General features: G+C 62.0%; 15 protein-coding genes and 1 pseudogene. 9 read left to right on the top strand and 7 right to left on the bottom strand.

The genetic code is table 11. The annotated features are described in order from the left end of the window. The first annotated feature begins 380 nt into the window (after nucleotides 1-380). Nucleotides 381-683, top strand: a complete 303-nt coding sequence (locus AC5RTT_RS03980; protein ID WP_494144091.1) for a DUF4193 domain-containing protein — start codon at nucleotides 381-383, stop codon at nucleotides 681-683. A gap of 198 nt (nucleotides 684-881) precedes the next feature. Here the strand turns inward: AC5RTT_RS03980 and AC5RTT_RS03975 are convergent, their stop codons facing one another. Next, nucleotides 882-1,916: a DUF4192 domain-containing protein gene (locus AC5RTT_RS03975; RefSeq protein WP_494144090.1), complete on the bottom strand. Its 1,035-nt coding sequence runs from the start codon at nucleotides 1,914-1,916 to the stop codon at nucleotides 882-884. An 897-nt stretch (nucleotides 1,917-2,813) separates the two neighbouring features. On the opposite strand from AC5RTT_RS03975, the pseudogene AC5RTT_RS03970 reads away from it, so the two are divergent. Further along, nucleotides 2,814-3,086 (top strand): annotated as a pseudogene (locus AC5RTT_RS03970) (PDDEXK nuclease domain-containing protein); the annotation flags it as partial. 62 nt (nucleotides 3,087-3,148) lie between these two features. On the opposite strand, the gene AC5RTT_RS03965 reads toward AC5RTT_RS03970, so the two are convergent. Further along, nucleotides 3,149-3,745, bottom strand: a complete 597-nt coding sequence (locus AC5RTT_RS03965; protein WP_494144089.1) for a DUF416 family protein — start codon at nucleotides 3,743-3,745, stop codon at nucleotides 3,149-3,151. A gap of 194 nt (nucleotides 3,746-3,939) precedes the next feature. Between AC5RTT_RS03965 and AC5RTT_RS03960 the strand changes: the two genes are divergently transcribed. The 4 genes from AC5RTT_RS03960 (at nucleotide 3,940) to AC5RTT_RS03945 (ending at nucleotide 7,575) form a co-directional block, all read left to right on the top strand. Further along, nucleotides 3,940-4,230 carry a hypothetical protein gene (locus AC5RTT_RS03960; protein ID WP_494144088.1) on the top strand — a complete coding sequence of 97 codons (291 nt, stop codon included), beginning with the start codon at nucleotides 3,940-3,942 and terminating at the stop codon, nucleotides 4,228-4,230. Nucleotides 4,231-4,234: 4 nt separating this feature from the next. After that, on the top strand, nucleotides 4,235-4,360 hold the full coding sequence (locus tag AC5RTT_RS03955; protein ID WP_494144087.1) for a hypothetical protein: 126 nt from the start codon (nucleotides 4,235-4,237) through the stop codon (nucleotides 4,358-4,360). 709 nt (nucleotides 4,361-5,069) lie between these two features. Continuing rightward, entirely contained in the window at nucleotides 5,070-6,239 is a 1,170-nt protein-coding gene (locus AC5RTT_RS03950; RefSeq protein ID WP_494144086.1) for a hypothetical protein, read from the top strand. Between the two features lie 358 nt (nucleotides 6,240-6,597). Beyond that, nucleotides 6,598-7,575, top strand: a complete 978-nt coding sequence (locus tag AC5RTT_RS03945) for an FHA domain-containing protein (RefSeq protein WP_494144085.1) — start codon at nucleotides 6,598-6,600, stop codon at nucleotides 7,573-7,575. Between the two features lie 242 nt (nucleotides 7,576-7,817). On the opposite strand, the gene AC5RTT_RS03940 is transcribed toward AC5RTT_RS03945, so the two are convergent. Beyond that, nucleotides 7,818-8,657 carry a universal stress protein gene (locus tag AC5RTT_RS03940; RefSeq protein WP_494144084.1) on the bottom strand — a complete coding sequence of 280 codons (840 nt, stop codon included), beginning with the start codon at nucleotides 8,655-8,657 and terminating at the stop codon, nucleotides 7,818-7,820. 194 nt (nucleotides 8,658-8,851) lie between these two features. Between AC5RTT_RS03940 and AC5RTT_RS03935 the strand changes: the two genes are divergently transcribed. From AC5RTT_RS03935 to AC5RTT_RS03925, 3 genes are all read left to right on the top strand, one after another. Next, nucleotides 8,852-9,622 carry an SDR family NAD(P)-dependent oxidoreductase gene (locus tag AC5RTT_RS03935; RefSeq protein ID WP_494144083.1) on the top strand — a complete coding sequence of 257 codons (771 nt, stop codon included), beginning with the start codon at nucleotides 8,852-8,854 and terminating at the stop codon, nucleotides 9,620-9,622. Beyond that, on the top strand, nucleotides 9,622-11,106 hold the full coding sequence (locus AC5RTT_RS03930; protein WP_494144082.1) for a DUF5129 domain-containing protein: 1,485 nt from the start codon (nucleotides 9,622-9,624) through the stop codon (nucleotides 11,104-11,106). Before AC5RTT_RS03935 ends, AC5RTT_RS03930 begins: the two co-directional genes overlap by 1 nt. Nucleotides 11,107-11,207: 101 nt before the next feature. Beyond that, a complete protein-coding gene (locus AC5RTT_RS03925; RefSeq protein ID WP_494144081.1) occupies nucleotides 11,208-11,894 on the top strand; it encodes a hypothetical protein in 687 nt (228 codons plus the stop codon). A gap of 23 nt (nucleotides 11,895-11,917) precedes the next feature. Here the strand turns inward: AC5RTT_RS03925 and AC5RTT_RS03920 are convergent, their stop codons facing one another. The 4 genes from AC5RTT_RS03920 to AC5RTT_RS03905 are packed head-to-tail and all read right to left on the bottom strand — an operon-like array spanning nucleotide 11,918 to nucleotide 15,499. Continuing rightward, complete coding sequence (locus AC5RTT_RS03920) at nucleotides 11,918-13,084, bottom strand: ABC transporter permease (RefSeq protein ID WP_494144080.1); 1,167 nt, start codon at nucleotides 13,082-13,084, stop codon at nucleotides 11,918-11,920. Then, on the bottom strand, nucleotides 13,081-14,253 hold the full coding sequence (locus AC5RTT_RS03915) for an ABC transporter permease (protein ID WP_494144079.1): 1,173 nt from the start codon (nucleotides 14,251-14,253) through the stop codon (nucleotides 13,081-13,083). Before AC5RTT_RS03915 ends, AC5RTT_RS03920 begins: the two co-directional genes overlap by 4 nt. A 1-nt stretch (nucleotide 14,254) precedes the next feature. Beyond that, on the bottom strand, nucleotides 14,255-15,217 hold the full coding sequence (locus AC5RTT_RS03910; protein WP_494144078.1) for an ABC transporter ATP-binding protein: 963 nt from the start codon (nucleotides 15,215-15,217) through the stop codon (nucleotides 14,255-14,257). 15 nt (nucleotides 15,218-15,232) lie between these two features. Beyond that, a complete protein-coding gene (locus tag AC5RTT_RS03905) occupies nucleotides 15,233-15,499 on the bottom strand; it encodes a YegP family protein (RefSeq protein ID WP_494144077.1) in 267 nt (88 codons plus the stop codon). Nucleotides 15,500-15,791 lie beyond the last annotated feature (292 nt).

Raw genomic sequence — 15,791 nt, 5'->3', positions numbered from 1 at the left:
GCGCATCCGCCGGAAGCGCCCGGTATCCCCAGGTTGACGGGTCACAGCAAAATGCAGGTTTATCACGCGAACCGTCCCCGATTCAGCGCACACAAAGCTTTACCTGCGCATGTTTTTCAGGCCGAAACTGCCGCCGCAGCCAGCGCACCGCCGGATCGGCAGCAGTGGGGGCGGCAAGAGATTGGCCAAAGGCTGGACTGCGGAGGACGGCCACAAGCCGGTCAACCGCTATTTTACCGGCCTCGCCATTGCTCAGCGCAGCGTAGTAGACGCCTCCATGTCGCCGGCATGCGTTCTGAGGAACAACCGCGCACCCGCGTACGTTACCGTCTCGTCCGAAAGGACCATCAGACAAGACGATAAAAGGAAGAAGCACCTCAGTGGCAGCCGACTATGACGAAGTCCGTTCCGACGTCAAGGAATCCCAGGAGCGTTCCCTGGAGGATTTGCAGTCTGCGAACGCCCCGGATGCCCGCAGCGTCGTCACCGAGCTGGACGAGGCCGACGTGCTCGATGAGGGACTGACACCAGGCGGTGAAATCATCTCCGACGAGCTCATCGTGCAGGTAATTCCCCAGGCAGACGACGAGTTCACCTGCGATTCCTGTTTCCTCGTCCGGCACCGGTCGCAGGTAGCGCGGGAAAGCAACGGCCATTCATACTGCATCGAGTGCGAGGGCTAAGGCAGCTCACCAGCCTTAGTCCTGCAAACACGCACTTTTAGAGCCCTCTTTTCACTCCTTCTGAGTCTAGCTTGACATAACGTCGGCTGTCGGTTGGTTCCAATTATTTTGGCGGAGGAGGGGTCAAAAAGCGGGTTCGCTGCGGATCCGTGCGCGTGGCGTTGGCACGCTTGACCTGCTGGCATTGACAGTAGTGCTTTACCGCAGGTCGAAGGGCAGTGTTCGGTAGGCGGTGTCTTTGTTCATGTTCCAGCCGGCGACAATGCCTGAGCCGATCATTTGGTCGCTGAGGCGGGCGAGGCGGTAGACGGGGTCGTTGTCGAGGGCGAGTTGGAGGAATTGGTGGGCTTTGCTGCCTTTGCCTTCCCACCAGTTGATGTAGCCGATTGCAGTGAGGACCGGTGCTGCATGTTCTGCACTGGTACGGGTGTAGGCATGAAGGAGCAGCTGCTGGGCCCATTCGATGCGTGACCACTTCGGGGCCTGGTCCGTTTGGGCAAACAAGATCTGCTGCATCGGCTCGTCCACTCCCGGGATGTCCGCGATGAGCCGGTCCCGGATCGCCGGGAACTGAAGATTCGCGACCAGGGCGTGGCAATCATCGTCGCTGGGAAAAGCCGTGGACGCGAGCATGTCACCCCAAAGCTTCCTGCCTTGCTGGAGCGCGGTGCCGGCTGGTTGGGCGGCGATGGCTTCCATATGGTGTTCGACGGCGGCCGCTTTCGCTTCTTCATGACCGGCGGTGGGGAGGGTGACGCGGTCGGTGGATTCTATATAGCTGCCGCGGTAGATGAATTCGGCGTTGATCGCGCTGGTCTGGGTGGAGCTGACGGGCAGGGCGAGACTGGTGCCGGGTTCGCCGTCGTAGGGGGAGAAAGTTTGGTCGCCGACGAAGAGCCCGTCCCGGATGGTGATGCCCTGTTCAGCCAGGACCCCGGTGAGAGCGGCGATGGTGCCAGCGTGGGGTCTGGCTTGTCCCTCCGGGGCTGTTTCGCTGGTGTAGACGGCGAAGAGGATTGATGTGGCGGTGGTGTCGCTGGTGAGGTAGTGGGCGACGGTGCGCGCGTAGGGGAGTTCCTGGCCTGGTTGGCGGGGGAGATCGATGCGCAGGGTCGCACCGATGCTGTTCTCGTTCAAGGTGATGCAGACCAGGCTTTCCTGGGGCCAGAAGCCCAGGGTGTGGCCGATGAAGCTGAGGACATCTGATGGTGTTGTGATCGTGAGCTTTTCCATGATCCCTGGTTTCCTTCACCCATTGTGTTTGCTGTGTTTCTGCGGTTGTTGGTTGTGTGTGTCGTTCTGGTAGGGGACCACCCGCTGGGTTCAGGGGCCGGAGTGCAACTTGGGGGACCGGCGCCGGGGCGAAAACTTCATCCGCAGGCAATGGTCCACCTGACTGATGAAGAAGTTTTCGGTTCCGGGGTCGGCGCGGTAGCGCCCTGGTTGCGCGGAGGACCCGCCCAGCGATCATGGGGCATATCAGAACGACTAGCAGTCACTAGCTTTTGCTTATTCATCGACGTACTGAGATCAGGCAGCATGACTTCTATGGAGAATGAGAGCGGTCTTGATGCTGGTGGCGGCTGTACCACCAACTGCAAGCCGAGGTCCTGGCTGCACGGTGAAACGCGGGCATGTCCACCTTTCAGGCCAAGCCCTGCCGAAATTTGTGCCCGTTATACGCAACTTTGGCGGCCATGATGGAACAAGACGAGAAGAAGTCAGCTTCCGCGGCATGAAGACGATTCGGATCCGCATTGGAGTGTCCCACCACGGGTGTTCCAGTTCTAAGGTTCTGGAACATCCCAGGTTCGCAACGTGGTCTCCCTCTTGCGGCATCGAACAGGCCGGCCGTGTCGCTGTTCCTAACCAAGGTGGTGCAGGGCGATGGGGGTGCGCCGGGGCATCAAAGGCCACTTTTCCTCTAATTGAGATAGTCGCAGGTGAGACATGTTGCTGAGGCGGCTCATCGTTCTCTGGAACCGCTGGGTGTGATTTTCAGCGATGAATGGCGGCCTTCTTTGCTGTATGTCAGCGGCCATTAGGAATTGCCCAAAGGCGCACAGATGCCTGCCCGCTGCTGGCCACGTCGACTGCACGCCGGCGATCGACCTGCTGCCCACGCCAGGTTCGGAGCTGGCACAACAGGCAGCGAAGACCCATACAACTTCGAATTTCTCCGCCTGTCCGGTGAAGTCGGCGAACGGGATCTGGAGCAACGGCTGACCGATCGAATCGTGGAGACCCTGCGCGAACTCGGCCCCGCCTTCTCCTTCGTCGGCCGGCAGGTGCATCTGAAGGTCGGTGGAGACGACTTCTACATCGACCTGCTTCTTCCACATCGAACAGCTGCGCTACGTATTCGAACTCAAGACCGGCCGGTTCCAACCCGAGTACGCCGGTTATGCGCAGCTGGACGTTGTGCGTTGTAGGCGTGATCTGTCCGGTCTCAACATGGTTGTCAGTCAGCTGCATATTAGCTCCTCAACCCAATCACTACCCTCCGCTTCGGCCCTCTGGCGCACATCGAACCACGGTGTCGCTTTCTCGATAGCCTCGAGGTCCCGTTGGATGGCGGAAATGGCTGACTGCACGACTGGAGATTCCAAGGACGCCTTATTCTCCTCCTCGGTAACGAAACTGACGCCGGGGTTTGCCTGAAAGTAAGCGAGATCTGCCGCATCAAAGAGCTGCCGAGCTGCCCAGACAGCCTCCTGAGGGTCGTCGGTGAGCCAGGCGCGAAGCGCATAGGCAGCAGCGGCGGCCGCGTTGCCGGCGTAGGCCCTACCGGCGGTCCACCCCTCGTCGTCCTCATCCGGAACCATCGACTCGGCATCAGCCTCCAAGCGGCTCGCCTCGACGTCGCTGCCGGAGGCGGCTGCCCAGGCCGCCAAGACGATGACGGCCAGCCGCTGCTGGAGTGACGAGTCGCCCACTTGCCGCGCGTACCGGTCATACAAAGGCATCAAACGCTGGGCACACGCGGCCGCGAAAGCTGTCTTTGCCGAGCGGTCAAGTGGCTCGAGCCGCAGCTTCAGCGACTTTTCATCGTATTTGAGCATGTCTGGTCCCCTGAGCACGATCGTTTACCGGTGGTCGAAGCTTATGGGCCTGGCTTGAAGAGGGCTAGAGGTGTGACGCCCATGTGCAGGATCGGTGGTTCCCTGGCGGTGGCTCCGGTGGTGACGCTTTGCATAACGTTCCAGCCTTTGAAGAGTGACGCATAAGCGCCACCACTCAAGGCCGGAGGGATGCAATGGAGGACCGGACTGTCACCGTCGCCGATCTCGTGGGGGCGATCATCGGTGAGATGGAGCGACGTAACTACAAGCCGTCTGTCATCACGCAGTACCGCATCGTGTGGGACAAGTTGTGCAGGCACTCAGGCGCGATGCCGGTAGATGCTTTCAGCGTCGAGCACGGCATGGAGTTCCCTGGCACGCAGGAGTTCGATTCGGTCAGCAACAGCGCGAAAGTTGGACTGGTTGACAGTGAAGGATGTGCTCCACATTCGCTCGCACCCGCTGAGCGAGGCGACCTCGTATAGGTGTATGAAGGCGATCTACCTGCTCAGCGACTACAAACGCACTGGTGTCCTGACGCTGCGCCGGCCACGGCGTGAGTTTGTCTTCACCTTCTCCCTTGCCCCAAAATCAAGCAGCCGCTCTTACCACTGAGCTACGCCCCCATGATTGTGGAGGCGAGGGGAATCGAACCCCTGACGCGTTACGCAGTGGGCAGTCCGGTCATGAGCCGGCGGGGAGCTTTCTTCCCTTGCCCTAAATCAAGCGGACGCTCTTCCACCTGAGCTACAGAGCCATGGAGTGGCTCCGGAGGGTTTCGAACGCTCGACCTTCCGGTTAGTGAGCAATCCGGTCACGAACCGGGGGGACAACTTCTCCCTTGTCCTAAATCAAGCAGCCGCTCTTACCACTGAGCTACGCCCCATGATTGTGGAGGCGAGGGAAATCGAACCCCTGACGCGCTACGCAGTGGGCAGTCCGGTCATGAGTCGGCGGGGAGCCTTCTTCCCTTGCCCTAAATCAAGCGGACGCTCTCCCACCTGAGCTACAGAGCCATGAAGTGGCTCCGCAGGGTTTCGAACGCTCGACCTTCCGGTTAGTGAGCAATCCGGTCACGAACCGGGGGGACAACTTCTCCCTTGCTCTAATACCACTATCTCACCATCTTGTCAATAGAAGGCCAATGTTTTCCAGAATATTTTTCGCCCGCGGGGAATTGGCAATAACGACCATTTCTGGTTGTGCACAGGGATGGCTAATTCGCATTCCTGGAATAGCGAATCGGAAGCGTTGACCAATGCTCTTACTCCCGCAGATAGTTGGGCATGGCTGAGATGACGATGCAGGTCGGGGGAGCACCCCGGTGAAGGTGACTCCGGACGAGGTGCAGATTTACGTTGAGGGGATTTTGCGTGACTTGCGGGAGATGAGCGTGCTTCGCGCACTTTTCGAGTCGTCCCTTTCCAGCGCGGACGCCGTTGCGCTGCTTGAACGGGTCTGGGGCACACTGGATGTTCCCACCGGGCCACTGATCGGTGTTGGAGGGGTTGCTGCCACACCACAAGGACCTGTCATCACGGTCCATGGACTCAAGGACCCCCAACAGGCGAGGAGTCTAATCCTTGCCCTGGCGGACAGGGTTGCAAACGAAGGAGTGGGCGGTGTCCTGCGGGCCATTCCAACATTCGCGAACCCTGTCGACAACCCGGACGCGGCGCTCTTCGGAGTCGTGGCCGGCGTCTGCCTAAAAGGCCACTACGATCCACAGCGCCCTACGTATTGGATACAGGCACCGGGATCCCTGGAAGGTGTCATGGACGTAGCGCTTGAGTGGTGCCAAATCCCCGGAGGAAAAAACTATGCCTGTGCTGCCTGGTCGAACATCGAGTGCACCACGGAACAGCGCCGTGCACTTGTCAGGACCAGCCTGGGCTGGGACTCGATCACCACCCTGGTTTCCGCTCGAAGTTCTGATGAGATCCGGATTGTTGAATTCGGCTATGAGGGAACCGTGTATTTCGGGCGGCTGGATCCTGACGACAGCTGGGAACCCGCTGTGGTCGACCTGACACGTGTTCTCGAATCGGTGGCAGACAATGTCCAGTACGGTGTGATCCGGAGGGCGCGTCTTGGACAAGGCCTCTGGGATGAATTCCTTGCCCAGCGCTGGCCCTCCAGCTCCCCACGACTTGGAGGAGTTCCCAGACTCGGCCGCACCGTCGTCCATCACACTCTCCCTGACGCCCATGGCGTCCAACTCCTCGGCCCGGACCACAAACTGCCATCCCCACTGCCGGAACACTGGAGCATCACCCCAGCCGGCCGTGATTCACGGCTACTCACCCATTTGGACCCCGCAGCCTGGTTCAACGGCTCGGTGGCAGCCTGGTACGGGGGCCTAGCACCCGACCCCCTGACTCTTCAACAGGCCCGCGCGGACCTGGCACCTTTCCTACTAACAGACGAACGCGCGCAGGAGGCACACAAAGAGAGGTTCTCCCTCGCCCTCCCGCCGCAGATCCGGCTGCCCTAACGGGGGTACAACACCAAGTCAGGTACAAAGGACTGTCAAAAACGACCGTTTGCTGGCACCCAGGAACAATTTCAGTTCACTCTCAGCCGTGGATGCTAGGCGTGGTGCAACTTACCTGGACGGCCTAGTCCTGTTCTTCGTGGGCGCTTGTGCCGGTGTTGCGGCGGGGAAGGCTTCGATGGTCGGCGAACTCATCGTCCGCCATAGCTCCGGGCCCCGAGCTCAACTGGGTAATGCGTAAGGCAAGGCCGACGGGCAGCTTGTCTGGTTCTGACACATATCTGTCACCCGTAGGTGCGGTGGTCCGTTTACTTGCGCAGGATCAGGGCAGGGAAAACCCGGACGGTAAGGGAGCGTTATGGATAGCCTGCTTGCGGGGCTCGGTATTTGGGCCTCGATCATCCTGATCGGCATCGTCTCGTCGATGATCATCCTGCACCGACTGGTGTACCGCGACTATCGGCTCCCCGGCCCTTTCTCCATCATCATTGGTTTTTTCAGCCGGGGCCGCTTCGGCCCTGCAAGCAACGTGGACACCATCCTTCGTGCCTTGCGTCGAGGCTTGTACGGAGGCTATATCACTGGAACTGATGGGCGTCGCCGGTCCGTTTCCATTCTGACAATCCGGCTCAGCCCGGAAGACATAGAAGAGCTCTCGAGGAGGGGAATCGTAGACCTCCGCGAGCAACTTGAGCACAGCTATCAGCGCATCGTCCAGCAGGAAGGGTGGGAAGCTATCGGGCCCCTGCTCTTCATCTCGATCGTTAGGGATGATTTCCTCAGGCCCAATTTCCCTCAGGTCGACGTCGGCCAAACAGGTGTGAGCCTCCAGCCGGCCTGGTTCAGCGAACCACGCCCCACGGCTGACCTGAGCCAAACCATGGAGTATTCATCCCAAAGCCCGGCGGCACTGGCAGACACCACCACGGCGAGCCACACCGACCTTTCCCTCACTGCCACCAGCCACTACCGCAAAGAAAATTATGGTCCTCACGTCATGCTTCCTTCCCACGACCCGGAAGATGGTGTGGATGATTGGGAAAAGGTGGGCTGCCTGACCGCCGATGGACATCCTGTGGTGTACCTCTTCGCGGTCGGCACGTCCATCGGCCGGGCCAAGGAAAACGATCTGGTGATCGACGACAAGACGGTCTCAAGAAATCACGCCCGCATTGAAATCCACGACGGTGAAATGATCCTCATCCCCGCCGCCGGGCGTTTCTGCTGGATCAACCGAATTCTCATCAAGGGACAGACCATCATTAACCGAGGTGACACACTCCAGTTCGCCGAACACCCCCAGGAATTCATCGTCGAAGGACTACCCGATAGATAATCGATCTTCTTCGCCGCCTGCGGCACGTATGATCTGGCTAACACTCACACTTTGGGGATTACAGGATGAATATCGTCGTCACTTACAAGGACCGGCTCATCACCGGCAATGGCTTAGTCCAACCCGGCGGCACCCTTCGAATCGGCTCCACGCTCAGCTGGGAATCAGACGTCCCGCGGCTGAACGTGGCCGGCCGGCCGCACGTCCTCTCACGCAGGGCGGTTGAGTTATACAACACCGGGTCAGCACTGCAACTCAGTGTCCACCAGGAACTGAGCACAGCGAAGGTCACCGTGAGCCGGGTCGATGGCGCCGAAGGAGGTCTCATTATCGGTGACACGGTCACTTTCAGTCCGCCCATCAACCTCACGGTTTCCATCGACTTCCTTGCTCAGGACCCTGCCGTCAACGTGGACACCGGGAGCAAGGGTGCGGGCGCGGTCTACGACGGATGTGATGACTTCTTCAGCGTCTCCCTCGATGGTCACAGCATGGTTCGGGTCCATTGGCAAGTAGCCGGCACGCGGGTGGCGGACGTGGACGATGGTGAGGCCAGCCTGGGATGCGGCAGCCACCGCACAGGCATCTTCGAATGCCACGGGCGAACCTGATCCATCGACGGCGGCGACGACCGGACCGGCGGGGTGGAGATCGGACCTGATGACAGCAACGGGGCAATCGGCGGTGGCTGCCAGCTCCAGGCTGACGGATCCTACAAGCAGTCCCAGGAAACCGCCTAATCCGCGGCTCCCCACAACCAGCATCTGCTCAGCGGCAGATACCCGGGCGAGATGGGATGCGGGCAATCCGTGAAACAGGGTGCCTTCAATGTCCAGCTCAGGCCCAGCCGACCTGGCGTGGTTGACTCCCTCTTCAAGGATTGCTTCGGCGTACCGTTCCAGCCCGCTGTCAGCAACACCAGGAACCGGGCCCAGATTGCTGGTCAGCAACGGCCAGATGGAACAGTGCGCCACACGTAGGGGAGAGCCGCGCAGGCGCGCATGGAGCGCTGCCCACCGAACGGCCGCCCCGGCTTCCTCCGAACCGTCGTAGCCTGCGACGATGAATCCCGATTCCCGCATGGCTCCTTCACCCCTGATCCAATCCACCACCGATCCGGGGGACCTTCGGCCCTGTTTCGGCTTGTTCCGGGACCCCATCCTGAGTGCATGGGGGTCCTTCCATATTCAGGCATTCACGCGGTCCCCGCGCATCCAAGCAGAGCACCGGGTGGCGGCGGGACACAATAACCATTCTTACGAACGAGGAGCTTCCTATGGCCATCTGGCAGGAAATCACCACCCCCGGCCGGTTCGAGGGCCAGACCGTCATCGTTACAGGAGCTGCTTCCGGCATAGGCCTTGCCACCGCTTTGCGGGTTGCCCGCGAGGGTGGACGGGTCATTGCCAGTGACCTCAGCGAGGAGGGCTTGGACAAGCTGGTGGCCGAGCACGGCGAGCTCGGCTTCATGCCGGTTTCAGGTGACATCAGTCAGGAGGACACGGTGCAACGGGTGGTGGCTGCCGCGGGCGGGCAGATTGACGCCCTGGCGAATGTGGCAGGCATCATGGACAGTTTCCAGCCCGTGCATGAGCTCGATGACGCCACATGGGAGCGCGTCCTGGATGTCAACCTCACGTCGATGATGCGTCTTATGAGGGCGGTGGTGCCTACTATGCTGGCCTCGGGATACGGCTCCATCGTTAACGTTTCTTCGGAGGCGGGTCTCCGGGGATCGGCGGCAGGTGCCGCTTACACCACCTCGAAGCACGCTGTCATCGGCCTGACCCGCAGTTCAGCCGTTATGTACGGGAGGCGCGGCATCCGTGTCAATGCGGTGGCTCCCGGCGGCACCAGAACGAACATCCATGCCGAATTCAAGTCCCAGCTTGCAGCTGAGGTGCTCGGACCCTTCATGCAGGTTAACGTGCCCCCCATCGCTGAAGCCGGTGAACTGGCCGCCGCAATCACCTTCTTGCTGAGCCGGGACGGCTCGAACATCAACGGCGTGGTGCTTGCATCCGATAACGGGTGGAACGCCATTTGATGCAGCAGCCACAGGAGACAGGAAAAGTCAGCACAGTGCGCAGGATCATCAGTTCGCTGCTGGCCCTGACTGTGTTGCTGCTCGGTGGCGCAGCCACCGCCATTGCAGTTCCGCCTGTGTCCATCGAGATCCAGGACACCGCAGGGGTATTGGACCAAAACACTGTGGTGCCGGCGATTGAGGACATTGAGTTCTACGAGCCCACCCGGGTTGTGGTGTATACCTACAACGGCAGGACGGGGGACAACCTCAATGAAGAGGTCCTGAAGTTCGCCAGGACCGAGCACCCGGAGTGGATCAGCACGGACGGGCAGAAGTGGGCGGACGGGCTGTTCATCTTCGCCCTTGATCCGGTGGGACGCCATGTAGGCACCTATATGGGCGAAGACCGCAAAGTGTCCCTCGAGCAGCGGAACGACATCCAGGATGCAGCAAAGGAACTCCTGCGGGATGCGCAGTGGACGGAGGGAACCATCGCCGGGGTTAGGCGTGCTGCCGAACTGATCAACCAGCCCTGGTACCGCTCTGTCGCCTTTTTGGTCTCCGCTTGGGTAACAGCGGGAACAGCAGCCCTGGGTGCGGGAGCCTGGATTATTGTGCGGGCTGTCACCAGGTCCGCCAGCCGGAAAGAGATGGAACGCGGGGACCAGAGCTACGCAAACGTCAGCATGGACCTCGAGGTGACAGAGCTGAACGCCGGCACTATTCCCGAATCATCAAGATATGGAAGCCACGTGCTCGAGAAGCACCGCACTTTCCTGAACCGCTATAGAGCAGCCAGCGAGCTCTCAAACAAGGTGCATGCGCTCTCCGGACGCTCGCTGGGCGCCCGCAGGAATCTCAAGCTCACGCGCGAGTATGCTGACGCAGCCTCCGAACTTGACGCACTGGACGACGTCATCGCGGATACGAATGCTTTCTTGAACCGCGCAAGCACGTGGCCTACCGCGTGGGACCGGCAGCTGGCACCCTTCCGCAGCGACTTGGCCGGATTGGAACAGCTCCTCTCCAAGCGCCATGGCCAGGGGGAGTCTGCAACCGCGGCGTCATTGCGGTCCTTCCGGGACCAGAGCCTTCGGGAGATTGAGCGCTGGACGGCGGAGCTGGCCGAGGGCCGGATTACTCCGGAGAAGGCGCTGGACCGCCTTTACGACGCCCGGTCCCGCCTCGCAGTGCTGCTGGAGAACCATGCTGAAACGGTCATTGAGGGTTACGCGAAGAATGATCGCGAAGCGGAGCTGATGCGCAAGGAGATGGAGGCTGCCCAGGATGGCCTCAACCACAAGGGCCGCCGTACTTACGAGCCAAGCATTCTGGGCACCGTCTACCCGTCCTATAACTTCTTCTCGGTCGCAACCTTCAATTCCGGGCTCAACACGGGGGTCAGCAGTGTCAGCTCGGCCCGGGGCGGGGGTGGCAGCACCACCGGCTACGGAAGCAGCGGCGGCAGCTTTTCCGGTTCGGGCAGTTCATCCAGTTTCTAGGGCAGGTGAACGCGGGGCTTTGTGCCCTACGTCCGGTTCCGGCGGGACATTAGCCTGAGATATGCAGAGTGGCGGGGGCGCCGGCCGAACATCGGGAGGCAATGGTGAAATCGACAACAATAAGCGTCATCGCCGGCATCGTCCTGATGACGGTCGGTGTGCTGTTGCTTCTGGACCGGCTCGGCGTTTTCGAGAGCGCCGCGTACGTGCCGTCGCTGATCTTCGGTGCAGTGGGGGTTGTTTTCCTGTCGCTCTTTGTGCGCCGCCGGGAGAACTGGTGGGCGGCAATCCCCGCCTCGGTGTTCCTGGGCCTGGCCGCAGTTGCCGCCGCCGCCCAGTTCACGGACGGCCGAGCGGCCGGAGCCTTCCTCTTCCTGTTCATGGCAGCCGGGTTCGCCGCAGTTTCCCTCCGTGAACGGACGAACTGGTGGGCCCTGATTCCGTCCGGGGTTATGTTGACGCTGGCAGTCATCGTAATCCTTCCGCAGGAGTTGCAGGGAACGCCCGTTGCCGCCGTCCTGTTCCTGGGCCTGGCCGCCACCTTTGTGTTGCTGTCCGTGGTCCCGGTCCGGGGTTCCGATGGCACAGGCAGAATGAAGTGGCCCCTCGTTCCTGCTGCCGTTCTCGGGGTACTGGGAGTGAGCTTCGCTCTTCAGTCCGCGGTGCTGCTTATCGCCGAGGACTTTGCCGTCCTGACGGTGGTGATCCTGGCTGGCATCGGCCTTCTGGTCTACGGCTACCGGGCCCGCGCCAGCGACATCGGACAGGACAAAGTGCACAGACCGTAAAACCGGCTACATCCCGGTTCGCGTCACAACGCGCGGCTGAGGCTGCGCTGGAGCAGGAATGACCCGAGCGCCAACAGGGCAAGTGCCATGGCGGCGAGGACGCCCAGCTGCGGAAGGATTCCGGCCAGTGTGCCGTCGTGCCGCTGGATGTCCGCGAAGGCGTCGTACGCCCAGCGGTGCGGAGTCAAACGGGACACCGCCTGGAGCGTGTCTGAGAAGAACTCCGGTGGCACCATGGATCCGCCCAGGCCAGCCAGCACCAGGCCCAGCCCCACCCCCACACCCGACGCAGCGCCGTCGTTGTCCATTACTGCACCGATCACCATCGCTGCCGCGGCTGAGACTGCGCAGAAGAGCACCAGGACCAGCCCGGCCAGCAGGGGATCTCCCCAGTCCACCCCGAACAGCAAGGCGGTTCCGATCATGATGTAACCGCCTTGGACGGCGGCGATACCGAACCGTCCCAACGCCTGCCCGGCCAGCGCCTGCCAGCTTGATACGGGGGCAGCCATGACGCGCGCGATGACGCCGAGCCGGCGGGCCTTGATCAGGGTGGCTGCACCCGTGAGGGAACTCAGGAAGACGAACAGCAGGAGCTGCTGTGCGGCACCAAGGTCGAACCGGCCCAGTCCCTGGAATGCCTGCGTGACATCGTTGGTGTCCACCAGCTCCACGCGGGGCCGTTGCACTGCCTTCCCCGCCTGCTCCAGCGCTGCCGCCGCTTCCGGGGCGCCCACACCGGCGGATTCAAGAAGGGACTGTTGCCGCCGCTCGGTGCTGACCACCTGGATGGAGGCGCGCACCTGCTGAAGCACGGCCTGGGCGGCTGACTGCGAAGCTGTCACCACTTCAAGCTCGGCTGGCTGGCCGCCGGCGAATGCCGTGGCGTCGTCGTCGTTAATGAAGATCCCGACGTCGGTCCTGCCCCTGCTCAACTGGTCACGCACTGCGCCCGCTCCGGCGGTGGACAGCTGGACGCCGTCCTCTTCCAGCTGGTCTGCGAGGGCCTTCTCGAGTTCCGTGCCCGCGCCGCCGGAGAGGGCCACGCGTGCCTGGCCGGAGTTCGCACCGAACTGGGAGCCAAGCAGCAGGATCAGGAGGAGGGGGAAAATAAAGACGAAGAAGATGTTGGACCTGTCCCGGAGGAAGCGGCGTACTTCCACCCCGGCGATTCCGATGATGCTTCTCATGCCCGGGCACCCCTGTCCGGAACCAGGCGCGATGCCAGTGTTGCAACCGCTGCGAATCCCAGCATGATGGCGAGGGGGATTGCGACGTCGGTCAACCCGCCGCCGCCCGCCGTAATGCCCAGGCCCCGGATGAAGGCGGCAATCGGGTTTAGATCCATCAGGGTGGCGAGGAACCCCGAGGCTTCGATGGGGAAGAACGCGCCGCCGGCAATGCCCAGCACCATGCCCAGGATGGACTGGGCGATGTTCGCCTGTTCCGCGCTGTGGACCAGGCGGGCGACGATGAACGTCAGGCTCGTAGCCGCCGCGGCTACGGCCAGGACCAGGAGTGCGACGACCGCGGGGGAACCAAAGGAGACGCCAAACAGCAGGCTGCCGGCTGTCAGCAGGATTGTCGTGGCCACCACACCGAGGATGAATCCAACAAGGGCCTTGGCCGTGATGATGGTCCCGGGGGCCACTGGTGTTGACTGCAGCCTGGACAGCGTGCCCTCCTCCCGTTCAGCCAGCAGCCCCAGGACGCCGAAGCCGACGGTGAAGAGCAGGAAGAGCCCGGTCTGGCCGGCCACGAGGGTTCCCTTGAGCGAGAGCTGTTCCGCGGAGGCCTGGCCTTCGGTCAGTGTCAGGGCGGGACTGCCGGCTGCGGCCTGCTGGGCAAGTACCCCCAGGACCTCGTGGGGGAGCCCGGCAATCTCCCCTGCCCCTGCCGTAACGGTCCCCGCCACGAACTGCTCCAGGAGCCCGTCGACGACGGAAATCAGGACGTTTGTTTCAACGCCTGCAGAATCCCCTTCAACGACCTGGACGGAAACGGCACGTCCGGACATGACGGCCGCCGTGAATTCCGCCGGCAGGATGATGCCCAGATCCGCTCCGGTGTCCTTGGTCTCCCGGCCGACGTCGGCTGCAGGCACCTTTCGCACCGCCACATCCATGATGTTCAGTGAATCCACAGCATCCACCAGCGCGGTACCAAGCCGCCCGCTGTCTTCCGAACTTGCGACGACGATGGCGGGCTTCAGCTCGACGCTCCCGGTGTCGAAGCTGCCGAAGGAAAGGTTCAGGACTCCCATGAGTGCCAGCGGGACAACGAGGGAAAAGATCAACACACTCTTGTCCCGGATCCGCTGCCTGAGGTCGTTGCCGATCATCGTCCAGAGCCCGCGCATGTCAGTCCCTCAGGGCTTTGCCGGTCAGGTGCAGGAAGACCGATTCCAGATCGGGCCGGACAATCTCTACGGAGGTCAGTGTCATCCCCGTTCTGCCCGCTTCGGCCACGATCGGGGCCAGCAGGCCAGGGCCGTTGTGTACCGTCAGCGTCAAACCCGACCCGCCGCCGTCGACGTGCTGCACCCCTGGCAGCTGCCGCAGCGCGGCGGCAGCGGCACTGGTGTTTCCGCTGCCGCGCAGGTCGATGCGGTCCACCCCGCCGGTCAGCTCAACCAGCTGGTTCCTGGTTCCCTCCGCCTGAATCCGGCCCTCGTCAATGATGGCGATCCGGTCGCACAGCCGCTCGGCTTCTTCCATGTAGTGCGTGGTGTAAAGCACCGCCATTCCTTCCGTGGCGAGTCCTTCCACCGATTCCAGGATGGAGTTCCGGGACTGCGGGTCCACACCCACCGTCGGTTCATCCAGGATCAGCAGGGTTGGCCGGTGCAACAGTCCGATGCCGATGTTGAGCCGGCGTTTCATTCCCCCCGAAAACTTCTTGGTCTGCTCCCTGGCCCGGTCGGCAAGACCAATAAGGTCCAGGACCTCGGCGGTCCGCTTCTTCAGGTCCTGGCCGCTGAGGCCTTGGAGCCGGCCAAAGAACAGGAGGTTTTCCTTCGCTGACAGGTCCGGGTAAATGGCAAGTTCCTGCGGTACCAGCCCGATATGCCGTTTGACCCGGGTGCTCGCTGGAGTCATGGCCGAGCCAACCAGCTCGATGGATCCCATGTCCGCCGGGATCAGCCCCGCGACCATGGAGATGATGGTGGTTTTGCCCGCCCCGTTGGGACCCAGGAGCCCGTACGTTTCACCCGCTTCAATGCGGAACGACACGCCGTCGACGACGGTGTGCTCACCATAGCGCTTGACCAGGCCTGTGACGCCCAGAACCTGCGCCTTCTGGGTCTGAACATCTGCCGTCACGGCGCAGCGGCTCCGCTAGGCGGTACCAAGGGAACCAGCCATGTCGAAAAGGAGCGGCCGGATCTGGTAAGCGCGCCGGGACTCCCGGGCCCGGCCGGCAGCAGGTGCGATGTCGCTGATCAGACCCGTCCCGGCGCATTCGCGGACATCCTTGATGGCGGCAGCCGCCTGGTGTTTGTCCGGGTACTGCCCGGACTCCGCCAGCACTCTGCCGTCCGGCATCACCAGCCGGAACCTGATCCGCGAATCCTCATCGACAAACAGTTCGAACGATCCCGCCATATGTTCTGGTCTCCTTCAAGCGTCCTGCGCCCAGTCGAGCAGCGCGTGGTCCCACCAGTTCCCGGTGCAGCCTCGACTCAACATCTTCCTGGCTCCATCTACCCTCCCAGAGGGCGCAGCCAGTCATTAGGGGCCAAAGTCCCGTAATGGCTACTCGTTCGGATAATGCGGGCGGCGGCGTTAATCCGGGCAGTTGGAGGACCCGGTTCCGGCGGTGCCCAATACCCTGGGCAGATGAGCGAGCGAAGAAGTACCTGCATGTGAGGCATAAGGAGGGCCTGAGCCGGAGTGA

Source organism: Arthrobacter sp. Y3221157, assembly GCF_059089865.1.
Note: the sequence above shows the minus strand (reverse complement) of the source record. Positions and strands in the feature narration are given on the sequence as shown.